Origin of the sequence: Citrobacter gillenii (genome assembly GCF_013337685.1) — a bacterium.
Taxonomy (GTDB): domain Bacteria; phylum Pseudomonadota; class Gammaproteobacteria; order Enterobacterales; family Enterobacteriaceae; genus Citrobacter; species Citrobacter gillenii.
On record NZ_SUQN01000001.1, the window covers coordinates 405,288 to 429,019 of the forward strand.

Below are 23,732 nucleotides of genomic sequence, written 5' to 3' on the forward strand. Positions count from 1 at the left end.
AATCCTCACTTACCGCAACTACGAATGATCCCGGTACCGGGTCTTCCGCTGTTTCGGTATGAATGCAAAGTATCAAATCGCTGGGTGTCATGTAACCACAGCCAGGCTGCCGTAATTGTGGGGGTCTACTATCGGAGGGCTAAACGCCTGTGCGCGAACTTAACCGAAGGTTCAAAGATCACCGCGGAGTGCCAGTCCGTGTTATCCGCTGGGAGCCAGAAACACAGCGCGTTATCTACCTGCGAGATGGCTATCCACACGAATGCTTCAGCCCACTTGAGCATTTCAGGCAAAAGTTCAGGGAGATAACGGACGATCATGAGCACTAAATTAACCGGCTACGTATGGGATGGTTGCGCAGCGTCGGGCATGAAGTTGTCTAGTGTTGCGATCATGGCTCGCCTTGCTGACTTCAGCAGCGATGAAGGTGTGTGCTGGCCGTCAATTGAAACTATTGCTCGCCAGCTTGGCGCAGGCCCGAGCACTATCAGAACAGCAATCGCAAAGCTTGAAAAAGATGGCTGGCTCACACGTACACAGCGCCGTAATGGTAACCGTAATGCTTCGAACGTGTATCGGCTGAATGTGGCGAAACTTCAGACTGCCGCATTTTCTCAACTGTCAGATTCTGACACCTCAAAATCTGACGCATCAAAATTTGACGCCTCAAAAACTGACCCGTCGAAATCTGGCAAAAACGGTGGTTTTGACCCGTCAGAATCTGGCGGGGATCCGTCAGTAAAATCAAAACAAGATCCACAAGTAACTTCAAAACCCTCTTGTCCGGTTGCGGCGCAACCCGACCCTGAGGTTGTGATTACTGATCAGGCCAGACAGGTTTTGTCTTACCTGAATCAGACTACTGGCTCACGCTACCAGGTATGCAGCACGTCGCTGGAGAATATTCGCGCCCGTCTTCGGGAACAATTCACGGTTGATGACCTGTGCCTGGTAGTGGATTACAAAAATGCCGATTGGCGTGATAGCGAGCAGGCGCAATACCTCCGCCCGGCAACTCTGTTCATTCCAAAAAACTTCCCTGGTTACCTGCAAAGCGCGACCAAATGGTCCAGTGCTGGCCGGCCTGAACGCGTTAACGGCAAATGGGAGACTAACTCAGCCAGCCGCGCAAACTTCCAGAGTGTTGATTACTCACTGCCAGAAAATTCGGGGTTCCGTTCATGATGACCAATAAATATTGCCAGGCGCTGGCGGCACTGCGTAGCAAACCAGCCCATGAATTGAAAGAAGTTGGCGATCAGTGGCGGACACCGGATCTGCTTTTCTGGGGGATCAACGCGCTATTTGGTCCATTAGTTCTGGATTTGTTTGCTGACGACGACAACGCGAAATGCCCGGCATGGTACACCGCCGAAGATAACGCGCTGACGCAGGACTGGTCTGAACGTCTGGCTGAACTGGGTGGCGCTGGCTATGGCAACCCACCGTATAGCCGTTCGCAGTACCACGAGAAGCAGGCGATCACCGGCATGACGCACATCATGAACTACGCAGCAGCCCAGCGCGAGAAGGGCGGTCGCTATGTATTCCTGATAAAAGCTGCGCCGAGTGAAACGTGGTGGCCAGAAGATGCCGATCACATTGTATTCATTCGTGGTCGTATTGGGTTCGATCTGCCTGTGTGGTTTGTACCTGCTGACGAAAAACAGAAGCCCACCAGCGCGTTTTTTGCCGGTGCCATAGCTGTATTCGATAAGTCATGGCGTGGCGAGCGGTTCAGTTATATCAACCGTACAGAACTGGAGGCAAAAGGGCGGGCGTTTATGGCTTTGGCACAATTTGCTGCCAGCAAGTCTCAACCTGTAACTGCCACACCTCCTGCAGCTGATAAGCCAGAAGCAGAGTTGCCACTCACCCAGAAAGATATTTTTGCTATCAGCGGTGTCGAGGCGTGGGCATGCGTTAGAGCTGCGTTTGGCGATAAAGAAGAATACACATTCAGTGAATCGAAGTTTGGGCATACCTGGGCGGCGGATTCTGTCGAAGCACCAGAATTCACTCAGGTATCACCATTAACGATCGACAAAGCGAAGCTGCTTATTCGTGAGAGTATTTTGTTCGGTGTGGATGAGTGGCTGTTGTCGATTGAATTCGATGACGCTGCAGTGCGCCTGGATATGTCGGAACGTATTCGCACTGTTGCCCTTGAAGCATCCGGTGAATATGGCATGAACAGCACTGATTTCATTGCAGCCATGGGAAGCCTGGATGTATCCAGATGGTCCAATATTCGCCAGATCCGCATGCACATCCGTGAGAAAGCTAAACCAGTAGCGGATCCGCTTCCCGAGTCCCGTATCTGGCCGCTGGAGGTTGGGATTGTGTTCAACCAGGTGGATGGCGCTGACATGCTGGATAAATCACAGCAGAACAAGCTGAAAGCCAACATCAATCAACTCTGGCTGGAACGAACGGCCACCAGCGAAATCATCACAATTGCGCGTGGTCTTGTCGGCAGCATGCAGGGGGTAACCCATGCGTGAGATTATCGTTGATAACTTTGCTGGTGGCGGTGGCGCATCGACGGGTATTGAGCTGGCGATCGGGCGCAGCGTGGATATAGCAATCAACCACGACGAAAACGCCATTGCGATGCACAAGACGAACCACCCTGACACACTGCATTACTGTGAATCCGTATTTGACGTGGATCCGTTAGCCGCCACCGGCGGTAATCCTGTTGGGCTGGCATGGTTTAGCCCGGACTGCCGACACTTCTCAAAGGCCAAAGGCGCAAAGCCTGTGAAAAAAGAGATACGCGGTCTGGCCTGGATTGTTCTGCGTTGGGCACTGGCAAAGCGACCGCGTGTGATGATGCTGGAGAATGTGGAAGAGTTCAAAACGTGGGGACCGCTGCTGGCCGATGAAATGCGTCCGGATCCTGCCCGTACTGGCGAAACATTCAATGCATTTGTCGGCATGCTGTCCACTGGCATTCCTGCTGATCACCCGGCACTGTCAGAGGTTTGTGAGTTTCTGTCTATTGAAAGAGGTAGCGAGCAGGCGCAACAGCTGGTGGATGGGCTTGGATATGATGTCGATTATCGCGAACTGCGCGCGTGTGATTACGGTACGCCGACGATCCGCAAACGCTTCTTTATGGTTATGCGCTGCGATGGTTGCCCAATTCAGTGGCCTGTTGTAACCCATGGGGATCCCAAGTCACTGGAGGTGCAGAGCGGCAGGCTGATGCCATGGCGTACCGCTGCGGAATGTATCGACTGGAATGTTCCGGCTCTGTCCATCTTCGACCGCAAAAAACCGCTGGCGGAGAACACTCTGAAGCGGATCGCACGCGGCATACAGCGCTTTGTTATCGAAAGTGCGTCGCCGTTTATCGTGAAGTGCAACCACACGAGCTCAAAAAATGCGTATGACGCTTTTCGCGGACAGTCACTGAATGAGCCATTACAGACCATTACTAAAAAACTCGGCTATGCGTTAGCCGTTCCACACCTGACAAAATTCCGCACTGGCGCAACCGGGCAGCCCCTTACCGAACCTGTTCCGACGGTAACAGCTGGCACGTCAAAACGCCCGGGCGGGAACGGGCATGCACTCGGGATTGTTGAGGCTGCGTTGACACCATTCCTGGCGGGTAATGGTGGTAGTGAATACCAGGCTAAACCGCGCCCGCTGGATAAACCTGCTCATACCATTCTGAAGCAATCCCGAGCCTGTCTGGTTGCGCCAGTGATAGCCCGCCAGTTTGGGGCCAGCGTCGGCCACCGTGCAGACGAACCGAGCGCAACCATCACCGCTGGTGGTGGCGGTAAATCTCAACTGGTAACGCCTACGCTGATTCAGATGGGTTATGGCGAACGACCTGGGCAAGAACCGCGTGTGCTGCGACTGGATAACCCGCTGGGGACCGTTACTGCAGGCGGAAATAAATTTGCGACGGTGAGCGCGTTCCTGGCGAAACACTACGGCGGTAACTATACGGGGCCTGGTGTCAGTATGGATGAACCCGCGCATTCAGTGACCACTGTCGACCATCATGCGGTAGTTGCCTCTCATCTGGTGAAACTGCGTGGAACATGCCGCGACGGGCAACGCCTTGATGTGCCAATGCCAACAATCACTGCTGGTGGCCAACACGTGGGTGAGGTACGCACATTTCTCGAGACGTATTGCGGGGAAAGTGACGATGAATGGCTGGTAACGATCGATGGGGTTAAATACCAGATCGTTGATATCGGAATGCGCATGTTGCAGCCGCATGAACTCTACAAAGCGCAGGGCTTCCCGGATGGATACGTTATTGATCAGGACTACCGTGGAAATCGCTATGCAAAAGATAAGCAGGTAGCCCGCTGCGGTAATGCGGTACCGCCACCATTTGCCAGGGCGCTGGTGGAGGCAAATCTTCCGGAACTGTGTGCAGTGCAACAGCAGGAGGTGGCATGAAACTTGTGCTCCCGTTCCCTCCGAGCGTGAACACTTACTGGCGCGCCCCTAACAAGGGGCCGCTGGCCGGTCGTCACCTCATTAGCTCTGATGGCCGTAAATACCAGAGCGCTGCCTGCGTGGCGATCATTGAGCAATTACGACGTCTCCCGAAGCCATCGACTGAACTGGCAGCGGTAGAAATCATTCTTTACCCGCCGGATGCGCGCCGCCGGGATATCGATAATTACAACAAAGCCCTGTTTGACGCGCTGACGCATGCGGGTGTCTGGGAAGACGACAGCCAGATTAAGCGCATGCTGGTGGAATGGGGACCGATAGTACCGAAGGGAAAAGTTGAGATAACCATAACGGCATATAAAAAAGAGGTGGTTATATGTCCAGCTGTGGGTTGAATATTGGTCGATATGGCAGTAATGTCGGAAAGTGCAAGCGAAACGGGCGTGCAGGCCCTTCGCAACAATCAGAGTATGGAGATAATATGAGCAATCATCATGTTATGGGCACTGCTACGCCCAAAAATCGCACTTCATCAGTAATTTCCGTTAATCACTCATCGGTGCCGGTGATCACTTATCGCAATCAGCGCGTAGTGACTACGGAATCTTTAGCAAGCGGCTACGGTACAACAGCGCAAAACATCACGAATAACTTTAACCGCAATAAAATGCGTTTTGTTGAGGGTAAGCATTACTTTCGAATTGAGGGTGATGAAGTCGAAAATTTGCGCAACTCTTTCAGCAGTGTGCAAATATCATCAAAGGCTCGCAGCCTTTATCTTTGGACTGAGCGCGGCGCCTCCCGCCACGCAAAAATGCTTGAAACCGAATTAGCCTGGGACTTCTTTGAACAGCTTGAAGATCATTACTTCAATCTTCGGGAGGTCCACGGTGTCATGCTGCCGAATATGTCTGATCCAATAACCCTGGCGCGTGCGTGGGCGGATGCCATGGAGGCAAAGCAGCAAGCTGAGGCGCTTACTCACCAGCAGGCCGAATATATCGAGCATCTCGAGAGCCTCTTCACTGATGGGCTTTCCCCGGTACAGTTCTGCAAACGTCTGAATGGCGTTAATACCTCAAAAATTAGCGCATGGCTTGTTTCGATGAACTGGTTATATGACGACAATCCGGAAGGACGCAGCGCACAATGGCGTGTCCGGTCATACGCGCGTGACAAATACCTCACTGAGAAAAGCAGCAAAGTCTCTCCAAATTCAGCAGTCAGCTTTACCACCTATCAGCCGGTTCTGCTTCGGGAAGGGGCCACCTGGATCTACAAAAACTATCTGAAAGGGAAGCTTCCGATGAAGGTGACCTGGAACGGGAGCTTCACCCACGATAAAGAACTGGCTGGTGGCGACAATTGAGGGCATTACTCACACCTGAAATAGCCTCCCGTATGGGGATTGTGTTGTTTCGTCCCGGCGCGGAACTGATGCATCTCTTCATGCGAGGTCGCGTTCTGCTCGAGCCTGAACCAGAAGAAATGGCGTCATTCAGTACCGGGGCTGTTCCCGGAGTCATTCAGCCGCTGGCTGATGATCCGGTAATGCGGCAGGTCTTCGGGAATGAACGGGTTATACAGCGTGCCGGTGGGCTTTCTTCCCTTGAACAGTGGCTGAGTTCACGGTTTGAATGCCAGTGGCCCCATTCATCGTGGCATGACAAGAACTTTACAACAATGCGGCACGAGCCAGGAAGCATTCGCCTGTGCTGGCATTGCGATCACATCCTGTCCGGGCAACATACCGAGCAGCTTGCAGATATAGCGGCAGGAAACCTGGTATCCTGGATTCTGGAAGTCATTCGTCGCGATTCAGGTTTTCCCGAGTCGCATATCCTGACGCTACCGGAACTGTGCTGGTGGATGGTCAGGAACGACCTGGCTGATGTTATACCGGAAAGCGTCGCGCATAAGGGGTTACGACTTCCGGATGAGAAGGTCCGCTCAATCATGAGGGAAAGCGACATTGTGCCTTCCGCTTCAGCAACCAGCCTCGTGCAGGAGAAGGCGAAAAAGATTCTCACGCTTTCTGTTGATCCGGAGTCGCCAGAGTCTTTCATGCTCAGGCCAAAACGTCGCCGCTGGATAAATGAGACGTACACCCGCTGGGTTAAAACACAACCGTGTGAGTGTTGCCGACGGCCAGCAGATGATCCGCATCATATCGTAGGGCACGGTATGGGTGGTACAGCAACAAAAGCCCATGACCTCTTCGTGATCCCTCTGTGCAGAGAGTGCCACGACGAGTTACACGCCGATGTACCGGCATTCGAGCAGAAGCATGGTACGCAGCCTGAGCTGCTGCTGCGTTTTATGGATCGGGCGCTGGCGATCGGCGTAATTGCGAAAGCTTAAGTGTATGGAGAAAAGTAATGCGTGATATTCAGATGGTTTTAGAACGCTGGGGGGGCTGGGCATCAGCTGATAATTCTGGTGTTGACTATTCCCATGTTGCCGCTGGCTTCAAGGGACTTTTACCGCAGACAAGCAAAACCAGATTGTCATGTACAGATGATGATGCCCTTATCATTGAAGGGTGCCTAGCACGACTGAAAAGCCGAAAACCATACGAGCACACGCTTCTAGTCGCTCATTACCTGTACGGTATCTCAAAGCGGAAGATAGCTAAAGCGCGAAAGAAGGATGAGAAATTGATACGTATAGAGATACAGATGGCTGAAGGATTTATAGATGGTTGTTTATCAATGCTTGATGTGAAATTAAATTTTGAATAGTAAAAAAGAAGCCGCCGTGAAGGCGGCTTATTCATTTTTGTAAGGCTGCAAAAGCTTCTTCAATTACAGTAGTAATAAAGCTTGGTCCTAAAGGTCCTAATGTAGAGGTCATTGTGAAATAGTAAATTAATGGTCTTTCTTTATTGTTTGTTTTTAATTTGTTGATATCTGGGTAATTCTTTAAGATTACATTTTCAAAATCATGGCCGTTTTTACCTTCAGTTGGTATATAATATTCTCTGTCACCAAATAACGATAGGCCACTCATGTATTTTATTGTATGATTCCTTTTGTTTTCCCTGCCAAGAATTTTATAGGTAATGTTATCCACTATCATCTGTAATATTTTTTCGTCATGTAAGCAGTCTTTCCAGTGATAATCTTCGTCACATTTAAAAAAATAACTTGGTTTTTTATAATTATTAGAAGCATGAAATGCGTATATGCTGATAGGGTCATAGACAATATTTTCAATTGAATATGCATAATCTTTCGCGCATACAATCACCTCGTTTACGTGTTTTCGTTTTGTATTATCCCAGTCAATTAATCCGCGCACAGTACGGTTGCCACCGGACTTAAGATGTTCAACCATTCCAATTACCTGTTGGCAATTGGAATCACCATTTATTTTTTTAATTAAGAGTTGTGTTTTTGTTTGGTCCTTAAATACGCTGTTAATGTGCTTGGCTAATTCAGCGTCAGCTAGTTTCTGACCTGCGCTAATAAATGATAAATTTATAGCTGGGTTTATTATTTTTGAACGATTTCTTACTTGGGTGAATAGTTTTTCATAAATAAAACTATCATTAATATTTTCAACGTATACCTGTCGATTGTTCTCTGGATTAACTGATATTTGACTTACACCGTCTAGAAGTTGAGAAATAGCTTCATCTTTATTGATTTTTTTTATACTAGAGTAATTGCTCGTTTCAGCAGGTGTTATATTGAATATGTTATCAATTGGAGACAACGCCACGGTAGTAGGTGAGTGTGTGTTAAAAATAAATACGACATTCAATTTTTCATGCAATACTTGTAGACAATCATAAAAATCCTGCACCATTTGTGGGTGAAGATGTGAGTCAGGTTCATCCATTAATATGATACTGTTTCCTTTGTAGATATTTTTTGTTTTTATATAATTTATATAGAATGTCTTTTCAGCAAGCCAAAAAATTACTTTTTCACCTGATGATAGGTTCTCATAGTCTATTGTTTCTCCATTTTTATTTAACAATAGCTCAGGGATATAGTTAATGTGTGATTTAAATTTGTTTGCTGTAGTAACCGTGAATTTACCACGAAACATTTCACTTATTATTTTAGAGAATACAATGCTTGGATCTTCATGGCCCAACAACTCATAAAATGTACAATCATCAATTTTCTTTATATTTTCACCTTCATGGATTAAGAAGTCGATGTATTTCTTTTTTCTCAGTGCTTGATAATAATTTAATGTAATAAGACTTAGGCTTGATAGTGAGGTATCTACTTTTCCATTAATGATTTCTTTATTCAGTAGGATAGAAAATTCTAATTCGTCGAACTCAAGTTCTTGGATTTCTTTATCAAATAAAATCAACGCTCTTTTTATAATTTCTCTAGTGTGAAAGCTTATTGCGTGTCTGTCAATTCTATCTTCTGTAAAATTAACTTGATAAGTTTCAGGGATAACATCAATGTTATTTGCATCACCTATCAGTTGAAAAATGGATTCAGTTAATCTTGTTATTACTGTATGGTCTATATTCTTTGATAAAACACTCTGGTTTTCATTAGTTATATTAATTGCTGATATTTGATGTCTTGCTAATAATTCACCTTCAACACTAATCTTGGTGTGGTCGTTTTCAATGCTTTGTAATAATCTGGTTTTACCTGAGCCGTTTTTACCTGTTATTAGGCACAGATGACCATCAAAACTGAAAGGTTCTGCTAGCTCTAATCCTTTATAGGGAATTGTCGAAGATATTGTGAATTTCATGGTGTTTTACAATTAGTTTAAAGTCATTAGACATTAACAAAAAAAACTCTCGCGGTCCGCATTTAATTGTGTATTGTGATAAGAGTGGTCATTTAGACACGTACTTAAGCATTTTCAAACCTCGCTTCGGCGGGGTTTATTGTTTTCTAAGGTCACCATTTGGTGGGCTTTCCCATTTCAGGCTCACGGGAATCATTCGCTACGTACCTTGTTGATAAATCCAGCCCGTGAAGCCTGACCCTCCTTAATCAAACACAGCGCCATCCGAACTATCGGAGGTGAGGCTATGACCAGAATGAGCACCATTTACAGCAGACTTTCATATGGAACAGGAACCACGCTTGCCGGCTGCGGTGTATCAGCGAAGGCATATGCCGAAACAGCAAAAACAGCAAAAGAGGTGTCCTGGATGTTGGCCGACAGAATTGCAGGGTTAAGCCTGAGCGACTGGGCAATCATTGTCGGTATCACATGCACCGTTATTACCTGTGCAGTGAACTGGTATTACCGCCGCAAGGAAAGGGAGGACCGCCTTAATGGCAACGTCTACGGCACTGAGAAATAAGTTAAGCGCAGCGGTCGTTGGTTTGATTCTTGCCGGGGCGTCCGCGCCCGTTATTCTCGATCAGTTTCTGGATGAGAAAGAAGGAAACAGTCTGACCGCTTACAAGGATGGTTCCGGCATCTGGACGATATGCCGCGGCGCCACAATGGTTGATGGTAAGCCAGTAGTTCAGGGCATGAGGCTTTCTGCTGAGAAATGCGCCCAGGTAAATGCTATTGAGCGCGACAAGGCGCTGGCGTGGGTTGAGCGAAATATCAAGGCACCGCTGACCGAACCACAGAAAGCGGGTATCGCTTCTTTCTGCCCGTATAACATCGGTCCCGGAAAATGTTTCCCGTCTACGTTCTATAAGCGAATTAATGCCGGCGACAGTAAAGGTGCCTGTGAAGCCATTCGCTGGTGGATTAAAGACGGGGGGCGCGATTGTCGTCTGACCAAAGGCCAGAAGAATGGTTGTTATGGGCAGGTAGAGCGACGAGACCAGGAAAGCGCGCTGGCGTGCTGGGGGATAGACCAGTGAGCCTTCGCGATCAGTTAATTGCTATTTTGCTGCTGGTGGCTGTCGCATTCATCGCCGGGAGCGTGTGGAACAGCCGCGGATGGGAAACGAAGTGGGCTGACCGTAATAGTGAGGAATCTTCACAGGAAGCGAACGCGCAGACTGCCGCCCGATGGATTGAACAAGGGCGCATAATTGCCCGTGATGAGGCTGTAAAAGATGCACAAGCACAAGCCGCTAAATCTGCTGCAACTGCTGCTGGCCTGTCTGCCACTGTTAGCAAGCTGCGCACCGAGGCAACAAAACTTGCCACCCGCCTGGACGCCGCAAAGCACACCGCAGATCTTGCCGCTTCCGTCAGAAGCAAAACAACTGACACCAGCGCCGGAATGCTCGCCAACATGCTCGGAGATATTGCAGCAGAAGCTAAACGATATGCTGGAATCGCTGACGAACGCTATGCCGCGGGGATGACTTGTGAACGCATTTACGAATCGGTGAGAGAGTCAAATAACAATCCTATAGCCTCGCAATAGCGGGGCTTTTAACAACCGAGGAATGAGTATGGCAGTAGTTCTTACAGCAAAACAGATTGAAGATTTGGCGATCTACGCGAAAGAGGATGGCCAGCCTCAATACACCATCACCACAGGAACAATTCCTGAATTCGAAGCTGATGATGGCGAGATCATCCCAGAGTACACAGGGCTCATCGCTTACTCTGAGTCGCCTGATCACGGTGTGTTGCAACTCGACGACTAGCGGCATTACAGCAGGCATTCACTGAGTGCCTGCGATAATGCTATGCGTTTTTTTGGGGAGTGAATATGCCACCGCGCACACCGAAGGCTTGTCGCGTTCGCGGCTGTCGGAACACCACAACAGACCCGTCTGGATACTGTGAAAATCACAAAGGTGAAGGCTGGAAATCCTACAAGCCAGGTCAATCACGTCAGCAGCGCGGATACGGAACAAAGTGGGAAGTCATCAGGGCGCGGATACTAAAGCGTGACAAAGGGCTGTGTCAGAACCATCTTCGGCAGGGAGTCGTGAAGCCGGCGTCCTGCGTGGACCACATCAAGGCGAAGGCTCACGGCGGTACAGATGCCGACTCCAACCTCCAGAGCCTGTGCTGGTCATGCCACGCCACCAAGACCGGGAAAGAAGGGCGTAAATGATAATGATTGTCAATACCATGTTGATGTGAGGCGACACCTCGCATCAAGTGAGAATGAATGTCATTTGTATCAGCCAGGGGGAGGGGGAGGTCAAATCTCTGCAGCCCCTGCCTTCCGGACTGCCCGCCTCCTCGTATTTTTATACCCGCGAAAAATCAAATTTAACCAGGAGCATCGCTTATGGCTGGAACGGCGGGGCGTTCCGGGCGTCGGCCAAAGCCAACGGCGCGCAAGGAACTGGCTGGTAATCCCGGCAAGCGCGCCCTGAATAAAGAAGAGCCAGTGTTCACACCCATTAAAGGAGTGGCAGCGCCGGAATGGTTTTTTGAAGACGATGGTTTACCTATGGCAACCATCATGTGGGAAATGACCACCAAAGAATTATGTGGTCAGGGTTTACTTTGCGTTACCGATCTTGCCGTGCTTGAACGCTGGTGTGTCGCTTATGAGTTCTGGCGGCGAGCCGTGAGAAATATTGCGAAAGAAGGGCTTACCATTGTTGGTGCGATGGGCGGCAAGATTAAAAACCCTGAGTTGACCGCCAAGAAAGAACAGGAATCGGAGATGAGTTCTACCGGTTCTATGCTGGGTCTTGACCCCAGTAGCCGCCAGCGTCTAATCGGGCTCGCGGGGCAGAAGAAAACCTCCAATCCATTCCTGAAGATGATTAGCTCATGACGCGGAAATCGTACCCCAACGTAAATGCTGCGAACCAGTACGCCCGCAACGTTGTGCGGGGGAAAGTCCCGGCGTGCCAGTATGTCATTCAGGCCTGTCAGCGCCATATCGATGATATGGCACAGGAGAAGAGCCGGAAATTCCGGTACCGCTTTGATAAAGACATGGCGGAGAAGGCCGCGAAGTTTATTCAGTTGCTGCCCCACACAAAGGGGGAATGGGCTTTCAAGCGGATGCCGATCACCCTGGAGCCATGGCAGCTGTTCATTGTCTGCTGCGCCTTTGGCTGGGTGAACAAGGGAACAAAGCTCCGTCGATTCCGCGAAGTTTACACGGAGATCCCTCGCAAGAATGGCAAGTCAGCGATCTCGGCGGGTGTTGCACTTTACTGCTTCACCTGCGACAACGAGTTCGGCGCTGAGGTTTACTCAGGCGCGACAACAGAAAAACAGGCGTGGGAAGTATTCAGACCTGCGCGCCTGATGTGCAAGCGCACGCCGTTGCTGGTGGAGGCATTCGGTATTGAGGTGAATGCCTCAAACCTCAACCGTCCTGAAGACGGCGCACGCTTTGAGCCGCTAATCGGTAACCCCGGCGACGGTTCTTCGCCGCACTGCGCAATTGTCGATGAATATCACGAACATCCGACTGATTCGTTGTATACCACGATGCTGACAGGGATGGGCGCACGCCGCCAGCCGCTTATGTGGGCAATCACTACAGCGGGATACAATATTGAAGGGCCATGTTACGACAAGCGCCGCGAAGTTATTGAGATGCTGAACGGAACCGTTCCGAATGAGGAACTGTTTGGTGTGATCTTTACGGTCGATGAAGGCGACGACTGGACGGACCCGAAGGTGCTCGAGAAAGCAAACCCGAACATGGGGGTGTCGGTTTACCGCGACTTTCTCCTTAGTCAGCAGCAGCGCGCCATCAACAACGCCCGCCAGGCTGGCGTGTTCAAAACAAAGCACCTCAATATTTGGGTTGCCGCCCGCGCGGCATTTTATAACCTGGTGTCCTGGCAGAACTGCGAGGACAAGACTCTGACACTGGAAATGTTCGAAGGTCAGCCGTGTATTCTGGGTTTCGACCTTGCCCGCAAGCTGGATATGAACAGCATGGCGCGACTGTTCACCCGAGAAATTGACGGGAAAACTCATTTTTACTGCATTGCTCCCCGTTTTTGGGTGCCTTATGACACGGTGTTCAGCGTGGAAAAAAATGAGGATCGCCGCACGGCGGAACGTTTTCAAAAATGGGTTGAGATGGGGTTACTGACCGTGACCGATGGGGCTGAAGTTGATTATCGCTACATCCTCGAAGAGGCAAAAGCGGCAAACAAACTGAACCCGGTAAGTGAATCACCGATTGACCCCTTCGGGGCCACCGGCCTTTCTCACAATCTTGCTGATGAAGATTTAAGCCCCATCACGATCACTCAGAACTACACCAATATGTCAGACCCAATGAAAGAGCTTGAAGCCGCTATTGAGTCAGGCCGCTTTCACCACGACGGCAACCCGATCATGAGCTGGTGTATCAGTAACGTGGTCGGGAAAAATCTGCCGGGTAACGACGATGTGGTGAAACCTATCAAAGAGCAGAACGAAAACAAAATCGACGGCGCGGTTGCGCTGATTATGACGATCGGGCGGGCAATGCTCAAAGAGCCTGGCGATTTCCTCTCATCTCTTGATCCGGACGATGACCTGTTAATTCTATGAAATCACTGATTGCTGATGTTATCGGGCTGGCCGGGTACGGCCTGCTCACCGCCGGGTTTTACCTGCAGTTCGGGTTAGCCCCGGCGTTAATGTTCTCCGGCGGCCTGATGCTGGTGGGCGCGCTGGTGATGGCCAGAAGGGGGACACGTGCTGCTTGATTCTTTATTCAGAAGTGAATCTCTGGAGAACCCTGCCACACCAATTACGGGGGACGTGCTGGACGCTGACGGACTGTTCAGAGCGGATGTGTACGTGAGCCCTGAAACCGCCATGAAGCTGGCCGCGGTATACGCCTGCATTTATGTCCTGTCTTCCAACCTTGCCCAGATGCCATTGCATGTCATGCGAAAGCACAACGGGAAAGTTGAACCTGCGCGTGATCATCCAGCATTTTACCTGGTGCACGACGAGCCAAACACCTGGCAGACAAGCTACAAGTGGCGCGAGCTGAAGCAGCGGCACATTCTCGGCTGGGGTAATGGATACACCAGGGTCAAGCGCAGCAGGCGCGGAGAGGTTATTTCACTGGACTGCTGCATGCCATGGGAAACCACGCTGATTAACACTGGTGGCCGGTACACCTACGGGCTTTATAACGAGGAGGGGGCATTTGCTATCAGCCCTGACGATATGATCCACATTCGGGCGCTGGGGAATAACCAAAAAATGGGCCTCAGTCCGGTGATGCAGCATGCAGAAACGATCGGCATGGGCATGAGCGGCCAGAAGTACACCGAGAGTTTTTTCAGCGGTAATGCGCGTCCTGCCGGGATCGTGACGGTTAAAGGCGAGATTAAACCAGAGGGGTGGGAGAGGCTCAAAAAGGTGTGGCAGAAGGCCGCGCTGGCGCTACGTAGCCAGGAAAACAAAACCATGCTTCTGCCTGCCGATCTGGATTACAGGGCGCTCACTGTCTCGCCGATTGACGCTCAGATCATCGACATGTCAAAGCTAAACCGTTCGATGATTGCCGGGATATTCAACGTGCCGGCGCACATGATTAACGACCTGGAGAAAGCCACTTTCAGCAATATCACGCAGCAGGCTATTCAGTTTGTGCGTTATTCGATGATGCCCTGGGTGACGAACTGGGAACAGGAGCTTAACCGCCGTCTGTTTACCCGCGCCGAACTGGCCGCCGGGTATTACGTCCGTTTCAACCTCACAGGCCTGTTACGCGGCACTCCGCAGGAACGCGCGCAGTTCTATCACTTTGCGATCACCGATGGCTGGATGAGCCGCAACGAAGCTCGCGCTTTCGAGGATATGAACCCGGTTGACGGCCTGGATGAAATGCTTGTCAGCGTTAATGCTGCCAACCCTGCGGACGACTTTAAGAAACCCAAAACCGAAGAGGAAAAAACCGATGAGTGATCGCGAGACTCGCTGTTACAGCGGTGAGGTCCGTGCCGAACAGCTAGGGGAACAACCCACGCGGATTATCGGTTACGGCTCGGTATTTAACAGCCGCTCTGAGCCGATCTGGGGATTTCGCGAAATCATTAAGCCAGGCGCATTCGATGATGTACTGGGTGACGATATTCGCGGCCTGTTTAACCATGATCCTAACTTTATTCTGGGGCGCAGTTCGTCAGGAACGTTAAACGTGAACGTCGATGATAAAGGCCTGCGCTATGACATCGCGGCGCCGGATACTCAGACCATTCGCGATCTGGTTCTGGCCCCGATGATGCGCGGTGATATCAACCAGTCGTCTTTTGCTTTCCGCGTCGCGCATGATGGCGAGAGCTGGTACCAGGATGATGAGGGGATCGTTATCCGCGAGATTAACCGTTTTTCACGTCTCTTTGACGTTAGCCCGGTGACATATCCGGCTTATCAGGAGGCCGACTCTGGGATTCGTTCCATGAAAGCCTGGCAGGAAGCGCGCGACAGCGGCGCGCTGGCGCAAGCCATTAATCAACGTATGGGGCGCGAGCGCCTGCTGACTCTTCTTAATGCGTAAGGAAAAACCATGAAATTGCACGAAATGAAGCAAAAACGTAACACTATCGCCAGTGATATGCGTGCCCTGCACGAAAAAATTGGCGATACCACCTGGACTGAAGAACAGCGTACCCAGTGGAGCGCAGCAAAGTCAGAGCTTGACGCGCTTGATGTGCGCATTGCCCGTGAAGACGAGTTGCGTCGCCAGGATCAGAACTATGTTGACGATAATGAAAAAGAAAATCGTCATCAACAGAACAAAGACCCTGCGAACCCAGATGCGAAAGCTGATGAACGTCGGGCCGCAGCATTTGATCGTCTTCTTCGTCATGGCTTCAATGAGCTTTCGGCTGAAGAACGGCAGGCGGTAAAAGAAATTCGCGCACAGGGTACCTCTCCTGATGATAAAGGTGGTTATACAGTACCGACCCAGATGCGCAACACGATTATTGAAGCGATGAAAGCCTATGGCGGTATTGCCAGCATCGCGCAAATCCTCAATACCTCAACGGGTCAGGATATTACCTGGTCAACGTCTGATGGCACCACGGAAGAAGGGGAGCTTCTTGCGGAAAATACCGCAGCTACCGAAGGTGATGTAACCTTTGGTACTGCAACCCTTGGCGCCAAAAAATTGTCCTCAAAAACCATTCGGGTCTCGAATGAACTGTTACAGGACAGTGGTGTGGATATCGAAGCTTATCTGGCTTCACGTATTGCTCAGCGTATTGGCCGTGGCGAGGCGAAGTACCTGGTGCAGGGTACCGGCGTTGGCACACCTATCCAGCCGAAAGGTCTTGTTGCATCTGTCACTGGTACGGTTTCTACAGGTAACGCTGCCTCTTTCCAGTGGCAGGAAATGAACAGCCTGAAGCATGCGCTTGACCCCGCTTATCGCGGTGGGCCTAATTTTCGTTGGGCTTTCAACGATACAACGCTTCAGTATATTGAAGAGATGGTTGACGATCAGAAACGTCCTCTGTGGCTACCTGATGTTATTGGCGGTACGCCTGCAACCGTGCTGGGCATCCCTTACGTTATTGACCAGGCGATCGACTCCATTGCCGCCAGTAAGAAGTTTATCTTCCTTGGTGATTTTAACCGCTTCATCGTCCGCCGTGTTGCCTACATGACACTGAAACGTCTGGTAGAGCGTTACGCGGAATACGATCAGACCGCGTTCCTGGCATTCCATCGCTTCGATTGCGTTCTGGAAGATACCGCGGCCATCAAAGCGCTGGTGGGCAAAGCACCGTAATTCATATCACTGTCAAATGATGCCGCGAAAGCGGTTTTTTTATGCCCGTTATCTGGCGGGCATAAGGATTCTTATGCTGCTTGAACTGAGTGAAATTAAGCGCCAGCTTCGGCTGGAAGAAGATTACACCGAGGAAGACGAGCTGCTGACTCTGATTGGTGGTGCCGTCGAGTCCAGAACGGTGACATTCCTGAATCGTACTCTGTATGAGACGAGCGTACCCAGTAACGATCCTGACGGTCTGGTCATGACGGATGACATACGGATGGGGATGCTGCTTCTGGCCACGCACTTTTACGAGAATCGTTCCTCGGTGTCTGAGGTTGAAAAGACGGAAATGCCGCAGTCATTCACCTGGCTGGTCGGGCCCTATCGGTTCATACCGCTATGAAACTCCGACAGGCGCAAACCAGCGCGACCTACCTGTTGCCCGATCCGGGTGAACTGGATAAACGGGTACTTGTTCGAAAACGAGTCGATGTACCGGCGGCTGATTTCGGTACCGAACCAGAATACCCGGTTTCATTCCGGGCCTGGGCGAAGGTCGTCCAGACCAGCGCGACGACATACCAGGAAACAGCCCAGACCGACAACGTCATCACGCATTACATCACCATTCGCTGGCGGAGCGGGATCACCACTGACTTCGAGGTGGTGCTCAACGATCTGGTGTACCGGGTTAAGCGGGCGCGGGACCTGAACAGTAAACGGCGATTTCTGCTTCTTGAATGTACTGAGCTGGGCGTAGATACAGCATCGACCGGAGGCAATGGAAATGGCGACTCCCTTTTTTCACGTTGATTTTCAGCAGCCGAAAGAGATGCGCTTTAACCGGGCACGCGTCCGGCGAGCGTTTATTCATATCGGCCAGCGCCATATGCGCGATGCGCGCCGACTGGTGATGCGGCGCGGTCGTTCAGAGCCTGGCGATAACCCCGGCTATCAAAGCGGCCGCCTGGCAAAGTCCATCGGTTATATGGTGCCGAAGGCCAGCAAACGCCGACCCGGCTTTATGACCCGCATCGCGCCTAACCAGCGCAACGGTCAGGGCAACAGGCTGATCACCGGCGACTTCTATCCGGCATTCCTGTTTTACGGCGTCCGTGGGGGCGCTAAGCGCCGCCGCAGTCATCATCGCGGCGCTTCTGGTGGTAGCGGCTGGCGCATGGCTCCGCGTAATAATTTTATGGTTGAGACACTCAACAAAAACAGTCCGTGGACGCGCTATTACCTTGCGCGTGAATTGCGGCTCTCACTCAAACCGGAGAAACGACGCTGATGAAACTGGTCCCGATTATTGCAGCACTACGGGCGCGTTGCCCGGAATTCCAGAATCGTGTAGCGGGTGCTGCGCAGTTTAAGGACTTGCCGGAAGTCGGGAAGATGAAACTGCCGGCGGCTTATGTTGTTCCCGGCGACGACTCACCCGGCGAACAGAAAAGCCAGACGGATTACTGGCAGGATTTGACCGAAGGATTTTCCGTCATTGTGTTTGTCAGCAATGGCCGGGATGAGCGTGGTCAGTTTGCCTCATATGATGTTGTTCACGATGTGCGACAGTCACTGTTTAAGGCGCTCCTGGGCTGGAATCCTGAAGAGTGCGGAAACCCGATCACCTATGCTGGTGGTACGTTGCTTGATGTGAACCGGCATGAACTGAGCTACCAGTTCGACTTCTCTGTGTTGAAAGAACTCTCAGAAGACGACACCCGCCAGCAGGATGAGCTGAACGACCTGGATGATTTCAAAACGTTGTCGATTGATGTGGATTTTATCGATCCCGGTCATGGCCCTGACGGCAAAATCGAACACCACCTCGAAATAAATCTTCCTTCCTGAGGAATACCATGTTTGTGAAACCGAAAGACGGGCGGTCAGTTCATGATCCTGCCCGGGGTGACCTTTTGCCTGCAGCAGGGCGAAATGTCGAACCAAGCCAGTACTGGTACCGTCGTGAAAACGACGGGGATATTGAGGTGGTGACGCCATCTCAGGGCGCAGCACCGGACAAGAAGGTGAGCACTAAATGACAGTCTCTATGAATACAATTCCGTCTGATCTTCGCGTCCCGCTGTTTTATGCCGAGATGGATAACAGCGCGGCGAATACGGCGCAGACCAGCGCCCCTTCGTTACTGATTGGCCATGTGAACACTGGCGCAGCCATTGCGACCAACCAGCTGGTTTTCATGCCATCAAAGGATTACGCCATTCAGCAGTGTGGCGCGGGCAGTCAGCTTGCGCGCATGGTGGAAGCCTATCGGCTTGTTGATCCATTTGGTGAGCTGTGGGTGGTTGCTGTTCCTGACACAGGAACGGTGGCAACGTTCACCCTGACGGTGACAGGAGCGGCCACAGAGTCCGGGGTTATTAGCCTGTACATTGGGCGACGTCGCATTCAGGCTAACGTGACAGCTGGCGACGATGTTGCAGCTGTTGCATCCGCTATTTCTGCCGCCATCACTGCTGACGGACAGACGCCATTTACCGCCGCTTCGGCAGCCGGTGTTGTCACACTCACATCGCGGCATAAAGGCACCTGGGCGAATGACATTCCTGTCGCGCTGAACTATTACGGTTTCAGCGGTGGAGAAAAACTCCCGGCTGGCGTGCTGATCGCCATTGCATCTGGTGTGGCTGGTGCTGGTGCACCACTGCTGACAGGCACGATTTCCGCGATGGGCGACGAGCCTTTCGACTATATCGGTCACCCGTTCAACGATACTGCGTCCATGAACACCTTCACGCTGGAAATGAACGATACCAGCGGGCGCTGGAGCTGGTTACGACAGATTTATGGTCACGTCTATACGGCAAAAATTGCTGCAATCAGTGACCTGATCACCGTAGGTGATATGTTCAACGATCCGCACGTCACGCTGGCAGGCTATGAAAAAACGGTTCAGTCGAATCCGGATGAACTGGCAGCAAGCCGTACAGCACGTGCCGCAGTGTTCCTGCGTATCGACCCCGCGCGTCCGACACAAACGGGCGAGCTGACAGGCATGCTTCCTCCCCCAACGGGCAAACGCTTTATTCGCTCCGAGCAGCAGTCACTACTGACGCACGGTATTGCGACAGCGTATGCAGAAGGGGGTGTTCTGCGCGTGCAGCGTGATATTACGACCTATAAAAAGAATGCGTATGGCGTAGCGGATAACAGCTATCTCGACAGCGAGACACTGCATACCAGCGCCTATGTTCTGCGCCGTCTTAAAACGGTGATCACCAGTAAGTATGGCCGCCACAAACTGGCGAACGACGGTACTCGTTTTGGACCCGGCCAGGCAATTGTTACGCCAGCGGTGATCAAAGGTGAGCTTCTGACCACTTACCGCCAGATGGAACGTGCGGGCATCGTCGAAAATTACGAACTGTTTAAGCAACACCTGATCGTGGAACGCGACGCCACTGACCCGTCTCGCATCAACGTGCTTTACCCGCCTGATTACGTTAACCAGTTGCGTGTCTTTGCATTGCTTAACCAGTTCCGCCTTCAGTATCAAGAGGAGTCCGCATAATGCCGCGCATTGCAGGTACTTGTTATTTCAAAATTGATGGTCAGCAATTATCCATGACCGGCGGTATTGAGGTGCCGATGAATACTAAGGTCAATGATGATGTCATTGGCCTTGATGGCTCGGTGGATCGTAAAGAAACGCACCGCGCGCCGTATATCAAAGGCACCTTCAAAGTGCCGAAAGATTTTCCGGTCAGCAAGGTCACTACATCAGACCAGATGACCATTACCGCGGAGCTGGCAAACGGTCAGGTTTATGTCTTGTCGTCTGCCTGGCTGCACGGTGAGGCAAACCACAACGCCGAAGAAGGCACGGCGGATCTTGAATTCCACGGTGAAGAAGGGGATTACCAGTAATGCAAGAACTTGAGCTACAACACCCAGTCACAGCACATGGTGAAACAATCAGTGTTCTGGAGTTCAACGAACCCACTGGTAAGGATGTTCGCGAACTGGGTTATCCCTATCAGATGAACCAGGATGAGTCTATTAAACTGCAGGCGCATATCATTGCGAAGTATATCGTGCGGCTCGCGAACGTACCGTTAAGTACGGTTGATCAGATGAAACCATGCGACCTTAACAGCGCAGGCTGGATGGTTGCAGGTTTTTTCCTCCAGGCCTGACAGCCGATTATCTCACTGACCGTTTTTTTGACTGCGCCAGTTACTGGCGCATTAACCCATTTGAACTGTTGAAAATGCCAATCAGTGAGATTCCTCTGCTGGTCAGCCAGGCGAACAGGATAGAGCAGGAGAAAAAACGTAATGGCTGAATTTGAGCTTAAAGCGCTAATCACCGGCGTGGATAAATTATCTCCTACACTTTCGCGGATGCAGAAAAATATTCGCGGATTTAAACGTCAGGCAGAAGAGGCATCGAAAGGTGGTTTAGCCATGGCTGGCGGACTTGCTGCAGGATTAACTGTATCACTTAAGGCCTTTGCGGATCAGGAGAACGCGGCGACAGGGTTAAAAGTCGCGATGATGCAGGATGATGGTAACGTCGGAAAAAGTTTTGAAAAAATAAACAAACTGGCCGTTGGGCTTGGGAATCAGTTACCTGGCACGACTGCTGATTTTCAGAACATGATGCAGATGCTGGTTCGCCAGGGTATTCCGGCAGAAAACATTCTGGGTGGAGTGGGCAAAGCGACAGCATACCTTGCTGTTCAGCTTAAAAAGACACCTGAAGCTGCGGCTGAGTTCGCCGCGAAAATGCAGGATGCCACGGGAACTGCTTCAGATGACATGATGGGCTTGTTCGATACCATCCAGAAGGCATTTTATCTGGGAGTGGACGATACCAACATGTTGTCATTTTTCACCAAAACCAGTTCAGTCCTTAAAATGGTGAACAAGGATGGACTTAAGGCCGCTCAGGGGTTGGCGCCTATCAGCGTCATGATGGATCAGATGGGCATGCAGGGTGAGTCAGCCGGCAACGCCCTTCGCAAAGTTATCCAGTCCGGTTTAGACATCAAGAAAGTCAATGGCGTGAATAAAGTACTGCAAAGTCAAAAGCTCGGCGTGAATCTTGATTTCACCGATGGAAAAGGCAGTTTCGGCGGTATTGATAAAATGTTTACGCAGTTATCGAAACTCAGAAAATTAACTGATGTGAAGCGAACGGGAGTGTTAAAAGCCCTGTTTGGTGATGATGCGGAAACACTCCAGGTAGTTAACGCCCTTATAGATAAGGGTAAAGACGGCTATGACCAAGTTCAACAAAAAATGAACCGGCAGGCCAGCCTTAACAAACGTGTTGAGGCTCAACTTGGAACCTTAATAAACCTCTGGGAAGCGATGACAGGTACTGCAACCAACGGTCTTGCTGCTATAGGTGGTGCTTTTTCATCGGATACTAAACAGATTGTTACTTGGCTTGGTGACCTCGGGGAAAAATTCTCGACCTTTGCAGAAAAGAATCCTGCTGTTATCCGTGGGGCATTTGGTCTGGCAGCAGGACTGGCCGCATTGAAGCTTGGTTTTATGGGGGTTAATTTTGCTTTAGGATTAGTCAATGCGACATTATCAATGTCATGGTTTGGCATGGCCATTCGAGCAATTGCATTAGCTGCAGGTTTTATAATTGCGAACTGGGATACTGTTGGCCCTTGGTTTAAAAATATGTGGGAAACAGTTGGTCCATATTTCAAATCCGGGTGGGAATTAATGAAAACCGTCTTTGGTTGGACGCCAATAGGGTTGATCATCAATAACTGGGGGCCAGTTGTTAAGTGGTTCCAGGATATGTGGAATAAGCTCAAACCTATTATTGAATGGTTCTCTGATGGAGCCAGTGACACTGTTGCTGCTGCTAACGCTGCGCAGTGGGGCGCTGGTGGTTACGGTGCTTATGGTACTGGTGTTGCTAGCAGTGGCTATAACCCTTATCAGATTAATAAGGGGGCACCTTCACAACCAGAGGCCAGAGTTGTTGTTGAGCTAAAAGGTGCTCAACCTGGAACAACAGTGACAGAGTCGAAATCCAGAGGCATCAACGTGAGTACCGATGTTGGTTACACCCGGATAGGAAAGGTTGGCATGGGTGGATAGAACGATGTATTTTGAGAGCGCTATCTTGTATATAGCGAACAATAATAGTTAATCACTCAAGGTCATCATGAAAAATCATATAATTGCCAGTGTAATAATTGGTGTGTCGGTTGTTTTTTCTGCGCTTATCATTTCTGATAACATTTCGTTTAAGAATGAGCATGTAATTCCCCTTGCTGGAGGCTCTGTAAAATTAGGTGATGTATACAAAGAGGAAAAATTGCTGAGTGCTAGATTAATCTTTAAAGAAGGTGAACAAGTTTTGATATCCAATGGGAACCCAGATGATTTTTCAAATGAATTGGATGCGAAAATAACGGAGATACTAAAGACCCTTAATTCAGGGAAGAGTAAAAATGATGAGCGTCTAACAGCAGAAAATCTTAGTGTTATTGATGATGCCAAACTGGAAGTTACCTCAGCGGTACGTTATACAAGTGAACATCAGCCTTTGTTTACATTAACACTGGATGAGCAAGAAATATCTATGGTTAAAGGCTCATACATCAAAGATTTTTCACACGAAAATATTAAGAAGTTTATCGACGGCCAACAAAAAAACTATCAAAACGCACTTTTCTTAACGAAGTAATTAATTCATTAGCATAAGCCCGCTTCGGCGGGTTTTTTTATGT

31 protein-coding genes are annotated in these 23,732 nt (G+C 50.3%); 30 read left to right on the forward strand and 1 reads right to left on the reverse strand.

Annotated features, from left to right (window positions below; genetic code table 11):
• Positions 1–149 precede the first annotated feature (149 nt).
• From FCH32_RS01840 to FCH32_RS01875, 8 genes are all read left to right on the forward strand, one after another.
• The gene (locus tag FCH32_RS01840; RefSeq protein ID WP_003034732.1) at positions 150–329 is read left to right on the forward strand and encodes a DUF4222 domain-containing protein; all 180 of its coding nucleotides are present in this window, start codon (positions 150–152) and stop codon (positions 327–329) included.
• Positions 319–1,185: a conserved phage C-terminal domain-containing protein gene (locus FCH32_RS01845; protein WP_096035031.1), complete on the forward strand. Its 867-nt coding sequence runs from the start codon at positions 319–321 to the stop codon at positions 1,183–1,185. The genes FCH32_RS01840 and FCH32_RS01845 overlap by 11 nt, the downstream gene beginning before the upstream one ends.
• Positions 1,182–2,504 (forward strand): phage N-6-adenine-methyltransferase, encoded by a 1,323-nt coding sequence (locus tag FCH32_RS01850; RefSeq protein WP_174360373.1) that lies wholly within the window; start codon positions 1,182–1,184, stop codon positions 2,502–2,504. The genes FCH32_RS01845 and FCH32_RS01850 overlap by 4 nt, the downstream gene beginning before the upstream one ends.
• A complete protein-coding gene (locus FCH32_RS01855; RefSeq protein WP_174360374.1) occupies positions 2,497–4,431 on the forward strand; it encodes a DNA cytosine methyltransferase in 1,935 nt (644 codons plus the stop codon). Before FCH32_RS01850 ends, FCH32_RS01855 begins: the two co-directional genes overlap by 8 nt.
• Positions 4,428–4,826 carry a RusA family crossover junction endodeoxyribonuclease gene (locus FCH32_RS01860; protein ID WP_174360375.1) on the forward strand — a complete coding sequence of 133 codons (399 nt, stop codon included), beginning with the start codon at positions 4,428–4,430 and terminating at the stop codon, positions 4,824–4,826. Before FCH32_RS01855 ends, FCH32_RS01860 begins: the two co-directional genes overlap by 4 nt.
• A gap of 86 nt (positions 4,827–4,912) precedes the next feature.
• Positions 4,913–5,800, forward strand: a complete 888-nt coding sequence (locus FCH32_RS01865) for an ORF6N domain-containing protein (protein ID WP_244958371.1) — start codon at positions 4,913–4,915, stop codon at positions 5,798–5,800.
• The gene (locus tag FCH32_RS01870; RefSeq protein WP_174360376.1) at positions 5,797–6,792 is read left to right on the forward strand and encodes a DUF968 domain-containing protein; all 996 of its coding nucleotides are present in this window, start codon (positions 5,797–5,799) and stop codon (positions 6,790–6,792) included. Before FCH32_RS01865 ends, FCH32_RS01870 begins: the two co-directional genes overlap by 4 nt.
• A 17-nt stretch (positions 6,793–6,809) precedes the next feature.
• The gene (locus tag FCH32_RS01875; protein WP_174360377.1) at positions 6,810–7,172 is read left to right on the forward strand and encodes an antiterminator Q family protein; all 363 of its coding nucleotides are present in this window, start codon (positions 6,810–6,812) and stop codon (positions 7,170–7,172) included.
• 31 nt (positions 7,173–7,203) lie between these two features.
• On the opposite strand, the gene FCH32_RS01880 is transcribed toward FCH32_RS01875, so the two are convergent.
• Positions 7,204–9,165 carry an AAA family ATPase gene (locus FCH32_RS01880; RefSeq protein ID WP_174360378.1) on the reverse strand — a complete coding sequence of 654 codons (1,962 nt, stop codon included), beginning with the start codon at positions 9,163–9,165 and terminating at the stop codon, positions 7,204–7,206.
• A 286-nt stretch (positions 9,166–9,451) separates the two neighbouring features.
• On the opposite strand from FCH32_RS01880, the gene FCH32_RS01885 reads away from it, so the two are divergent.
• The 22 genes from FCH32_RS01885 to FCH32_RS01985 all read left to right on the forward strand — a co-directional run bounded on the left by FCH32_RS01885 (position 9,452) and on the right by FCH32_RS01985 (position 23,689).
• Complete coding sequence (locus tag FCH32_RS01885) at positions 9,452–9,730, forward strand: phage holin (protein WP_174360379.1); 279 nt, start codon at positions 9,452–9,454, stop codon at positions 9,728–9,730.
• Positions 9,702–10,250, forward strand: a complete 549-nt coding sequence (locus FCH32_RS01890) for a lysozyme (RefSeq protein WP_174360380.1) — start codon at positions 9,702–9,704, stop codon at positions 10,248–10,250. The genes FCH32_RS01885 and FCH32_RS01890 overlap by 29 nt, the downstream gene beginning before the upstream one ends.
• Positions 10,247–10,765, forward strand: coding sequence for a DUF2514 family protein (locus FCH32_RS01895; RefSeq protein ID WP_174360381.1), 519 nt, complete (start codon positions 10,247–10,249; stop codon positions 10,763–10,765). The genes FCH32_RS01890 and FCH32_RS01895 overlap by 4 nt, the downstream gene beginning before the upstream one ends.
• 28 nt (positions 10,766–10,793) lie before the next feature.
• Complete coding sequence (locus FCH32_RS01900) at positions 10,794–10,991, forward strand: hypothetical protein (protein WP_174360382.1); 198 nt, start codon at positions 10,794–10,796, stop codon at positions 10,989–10,991.
• A 65-nt stretch (positions 10,992–11,056) separates the two neighbouring features.
• A complete protein-coding gene (locus FCH32_RS01905) occupies positions 11,057–11,407 on the forward strand; it encodes an HNH endonuclease (protein ID WP_174360383.1) in 351 nt (116 codons plus the stop codon).
• Positions 11,408–11,587: 180 nt separating this feature from the next.
• Positions 11,588–12,085, forward strand: coding sequence for a phage terminase small subunit P27 family (locus FCH32_RS01910; RefSeq protein ID WP_174360384.1), 498 nt, complete (start codon positions 11,588–11,590; stop codon positions 12,083–12,085).
• Positions 12,082–13,815, forward strand: coding sequence for a terminase large subunit (locus FCH32_RS01915; RefSeq protein ID WP_174360385.1), 1,734 nt, complete (start codon positions 12,082–12,084; stop codon positions 13,813–13,815). Before FCH32_RS01910 ends, FCH32_RS01915 begins: the two co-directional genes overlap by 4 nt.
• Positions 13,812–13,973, forward strand: a complete 162-nt coding sequence (locus tag FCH32_RS01920; protein ID WP_164496628.1) for a hypothetical protein — start codon at positions 13,812–13,814, stop codon at positions 13,971–13,973. Before FCH32_RS01915 ends, FCH32_RS01920 begins: the two co-directional genes overlap by 4 nt.
• Complete coding sequence (locus FCH32_RS01925) at positions 13,963–15,189, forward strand: phage portal protein (protein ID WP_174360386.1); 1,227 nt, start codon at positions 13,963–13,965, stop codon at positions 15,187–15,189. The genes FCH32_RS01920 and FCH32_RS01925 overlap by 11 nt, the downstream gene beginning before the upstream one ends.
• Complete coding sequence (locus tag FCH32_RS01930) at positions 15,182–15,781, forward strand: HK97 family phage prohead protease (protein WP_174360387.1); 600 nt, start codon at positions 15,182–15,184, stop codon at positions 15,779–15,781. The genes FCH32_RS01925 and FCH32_RS01930 overlap by 8 nt, the downstream gene beginning before the upstream one ends.
• A gap of 9 nt (positions 15,782–15,790) precedes the next feature.
• Positions 15,791–17,020 carry a phage major capsid protein gene (locus FCH32_RS01935; RefSeq protein ID WP_117343982.1) on the forward strand — a complete coding sequence of 410 codons (1,230 nt, stop codon included), beginning with the start codon at positions 15,791–15,793 and terminating at the stop codon, positions 17,018–17,020.
• 73 nt (positions 17,021–17,093) lie between these two features.
• Positions 17,094–17,411, forward strand: coding sequence for a head-tail connector protein (locus FCH32_RS01940; RefSeq protein WP_117343983.1), 318 nt, complete (start codon positions 17,094–17,096; stop codon positions 17,409–17,411).
• Complete coding sequence (locus FCH32_RS01945; RefSeq protein ID WP_174360388.1) at positions 17,408–17,821, forward strand: phage head closure protein; 414 nt, start codon at positions 17,408–17,410, stop codon at positions 17,819–17,821. The genes FCH32_RS01940 and FCH32_RS01945 overlap by 4 nt, the downstream gene beginning before the upstream one ends.
• Positions 17,796–18,299: a hypothetical protein gene (locus FCH32_RS01950; RefSeq protein WP_174360389.1), complete on the forward strand. Its 504-nt coding sequence runs from the start codon at positions 17,796–17,798 to the stop codon at positions 18,297–18,299. Before FCH32_RS01945 ends, FCH32_RS01950 begins: the two co-directional genes overlap by 26 nt.
• Positions 18,299–18,859: a phage tail terminator protein gene (locus FCH32_RS01955; RefSeq protein ID WP_174360390.1), complete on the forward strand. Its 561-nt coding sequence runs from the start codon at positions 18,299–18,301 to the stop codon at positions 18,857–18,859. The genes FCH32_RS01950 and FCH32_RS01955 overlap by 1 nt, the downstream gene beginning before the upstream one ends.
• 8 nt (positions 18,860–18,867) lie before the next feature.
• A complete protein-coding gene (locus FCH32_RS01960) occupies positions 18,868–19,050 on the forward strand; it encodes a DUF2635 domain-containing protein (RefSeq protein WP_174360391.1) in 183 nt (60 codons plus the stop codon).
• On the forward strand, positions 19,047–20,540 hold the full coding sequence (locus FCH32_RS01965) for a phage tail sheath subtilisin-like domain-containing protein (protein ID WP_174360392.1): 1,494 nt from the start codon (positions 19,047–19,049) through the stop codon (positions 20,538–20,540). Before FCH32_RS01960 ends, FCH32_RS01965 begins: the two co-directional genes overlap by 4 nt.
• Positions 20,540–20,896 carry a phage tail tube protein gene (locus FCH32_RS01970; protein WP_049015471.1) on the forward strand — a complete coding sequence of 119 codons (357 nt, stop codon included), beginning with the start codon at positions 20,540–20,542 and terminating at the stop codon, positions 20,894–20,896. Before FCH32_RS01965 ends, FCH32_RS01970 begins: the two co-directional genes overlap by 1 nt.
• Positions 20,896–21,165, forward strand: a complete 270-nt coding sequence (locus tag FCH32_RS01975; RefSeq protein ID WP_115257989.1) for a phage tail assembly protein — start codon at positions 20,896–20,898, stop codon at positions 21,163–21,165. Before FCH32_RS01970 ends, FCH32_RS01975 begins: the two co-directional genes overlap by 1 nt.
• Positions 21,132–21,314 carry a hypothetical protein gene (locus FCH32_RS23340; protein WP_338075269.1) on the forward strand — a complete coding sequence of 61 codons (183 nt, stop codon included), beginning with the start codon at positions 21,132–21,134 and terminating at the stop codon, positions 21,312–21,314. The genes FCH32_RS01975 and FCH32_RS23340 overlap by 34 nt, the downstream gene beginning before the upstream one ends.
• Entirely contained in the window at positions 21,307–23,097 is a 1,791-nt protein-coding gene (locus FCH32_RS01980; protein WP_174360393.1) for a phage tail tape measure protein, read from the forward strand. Before FCH32_RS23340 ends, FCH32_RS01980 begins: the two co-directional genes overlap by 8 nt.
• A gap of 67 nt (positions 23,098–23,164) precedes the next feature.
• Positions 23,165–23,689, forward strand: a complete 525-nt coding sequence (locus FCH32_RS01985) for a hypothetical protein (RefSeq protein ID WP_174360394.1) — start codon at positions 23,165–23,167, stop codon at positions 23,687–23,689.
• Positions 23,690–23,732: the final 43 nt, after the last annotated feature.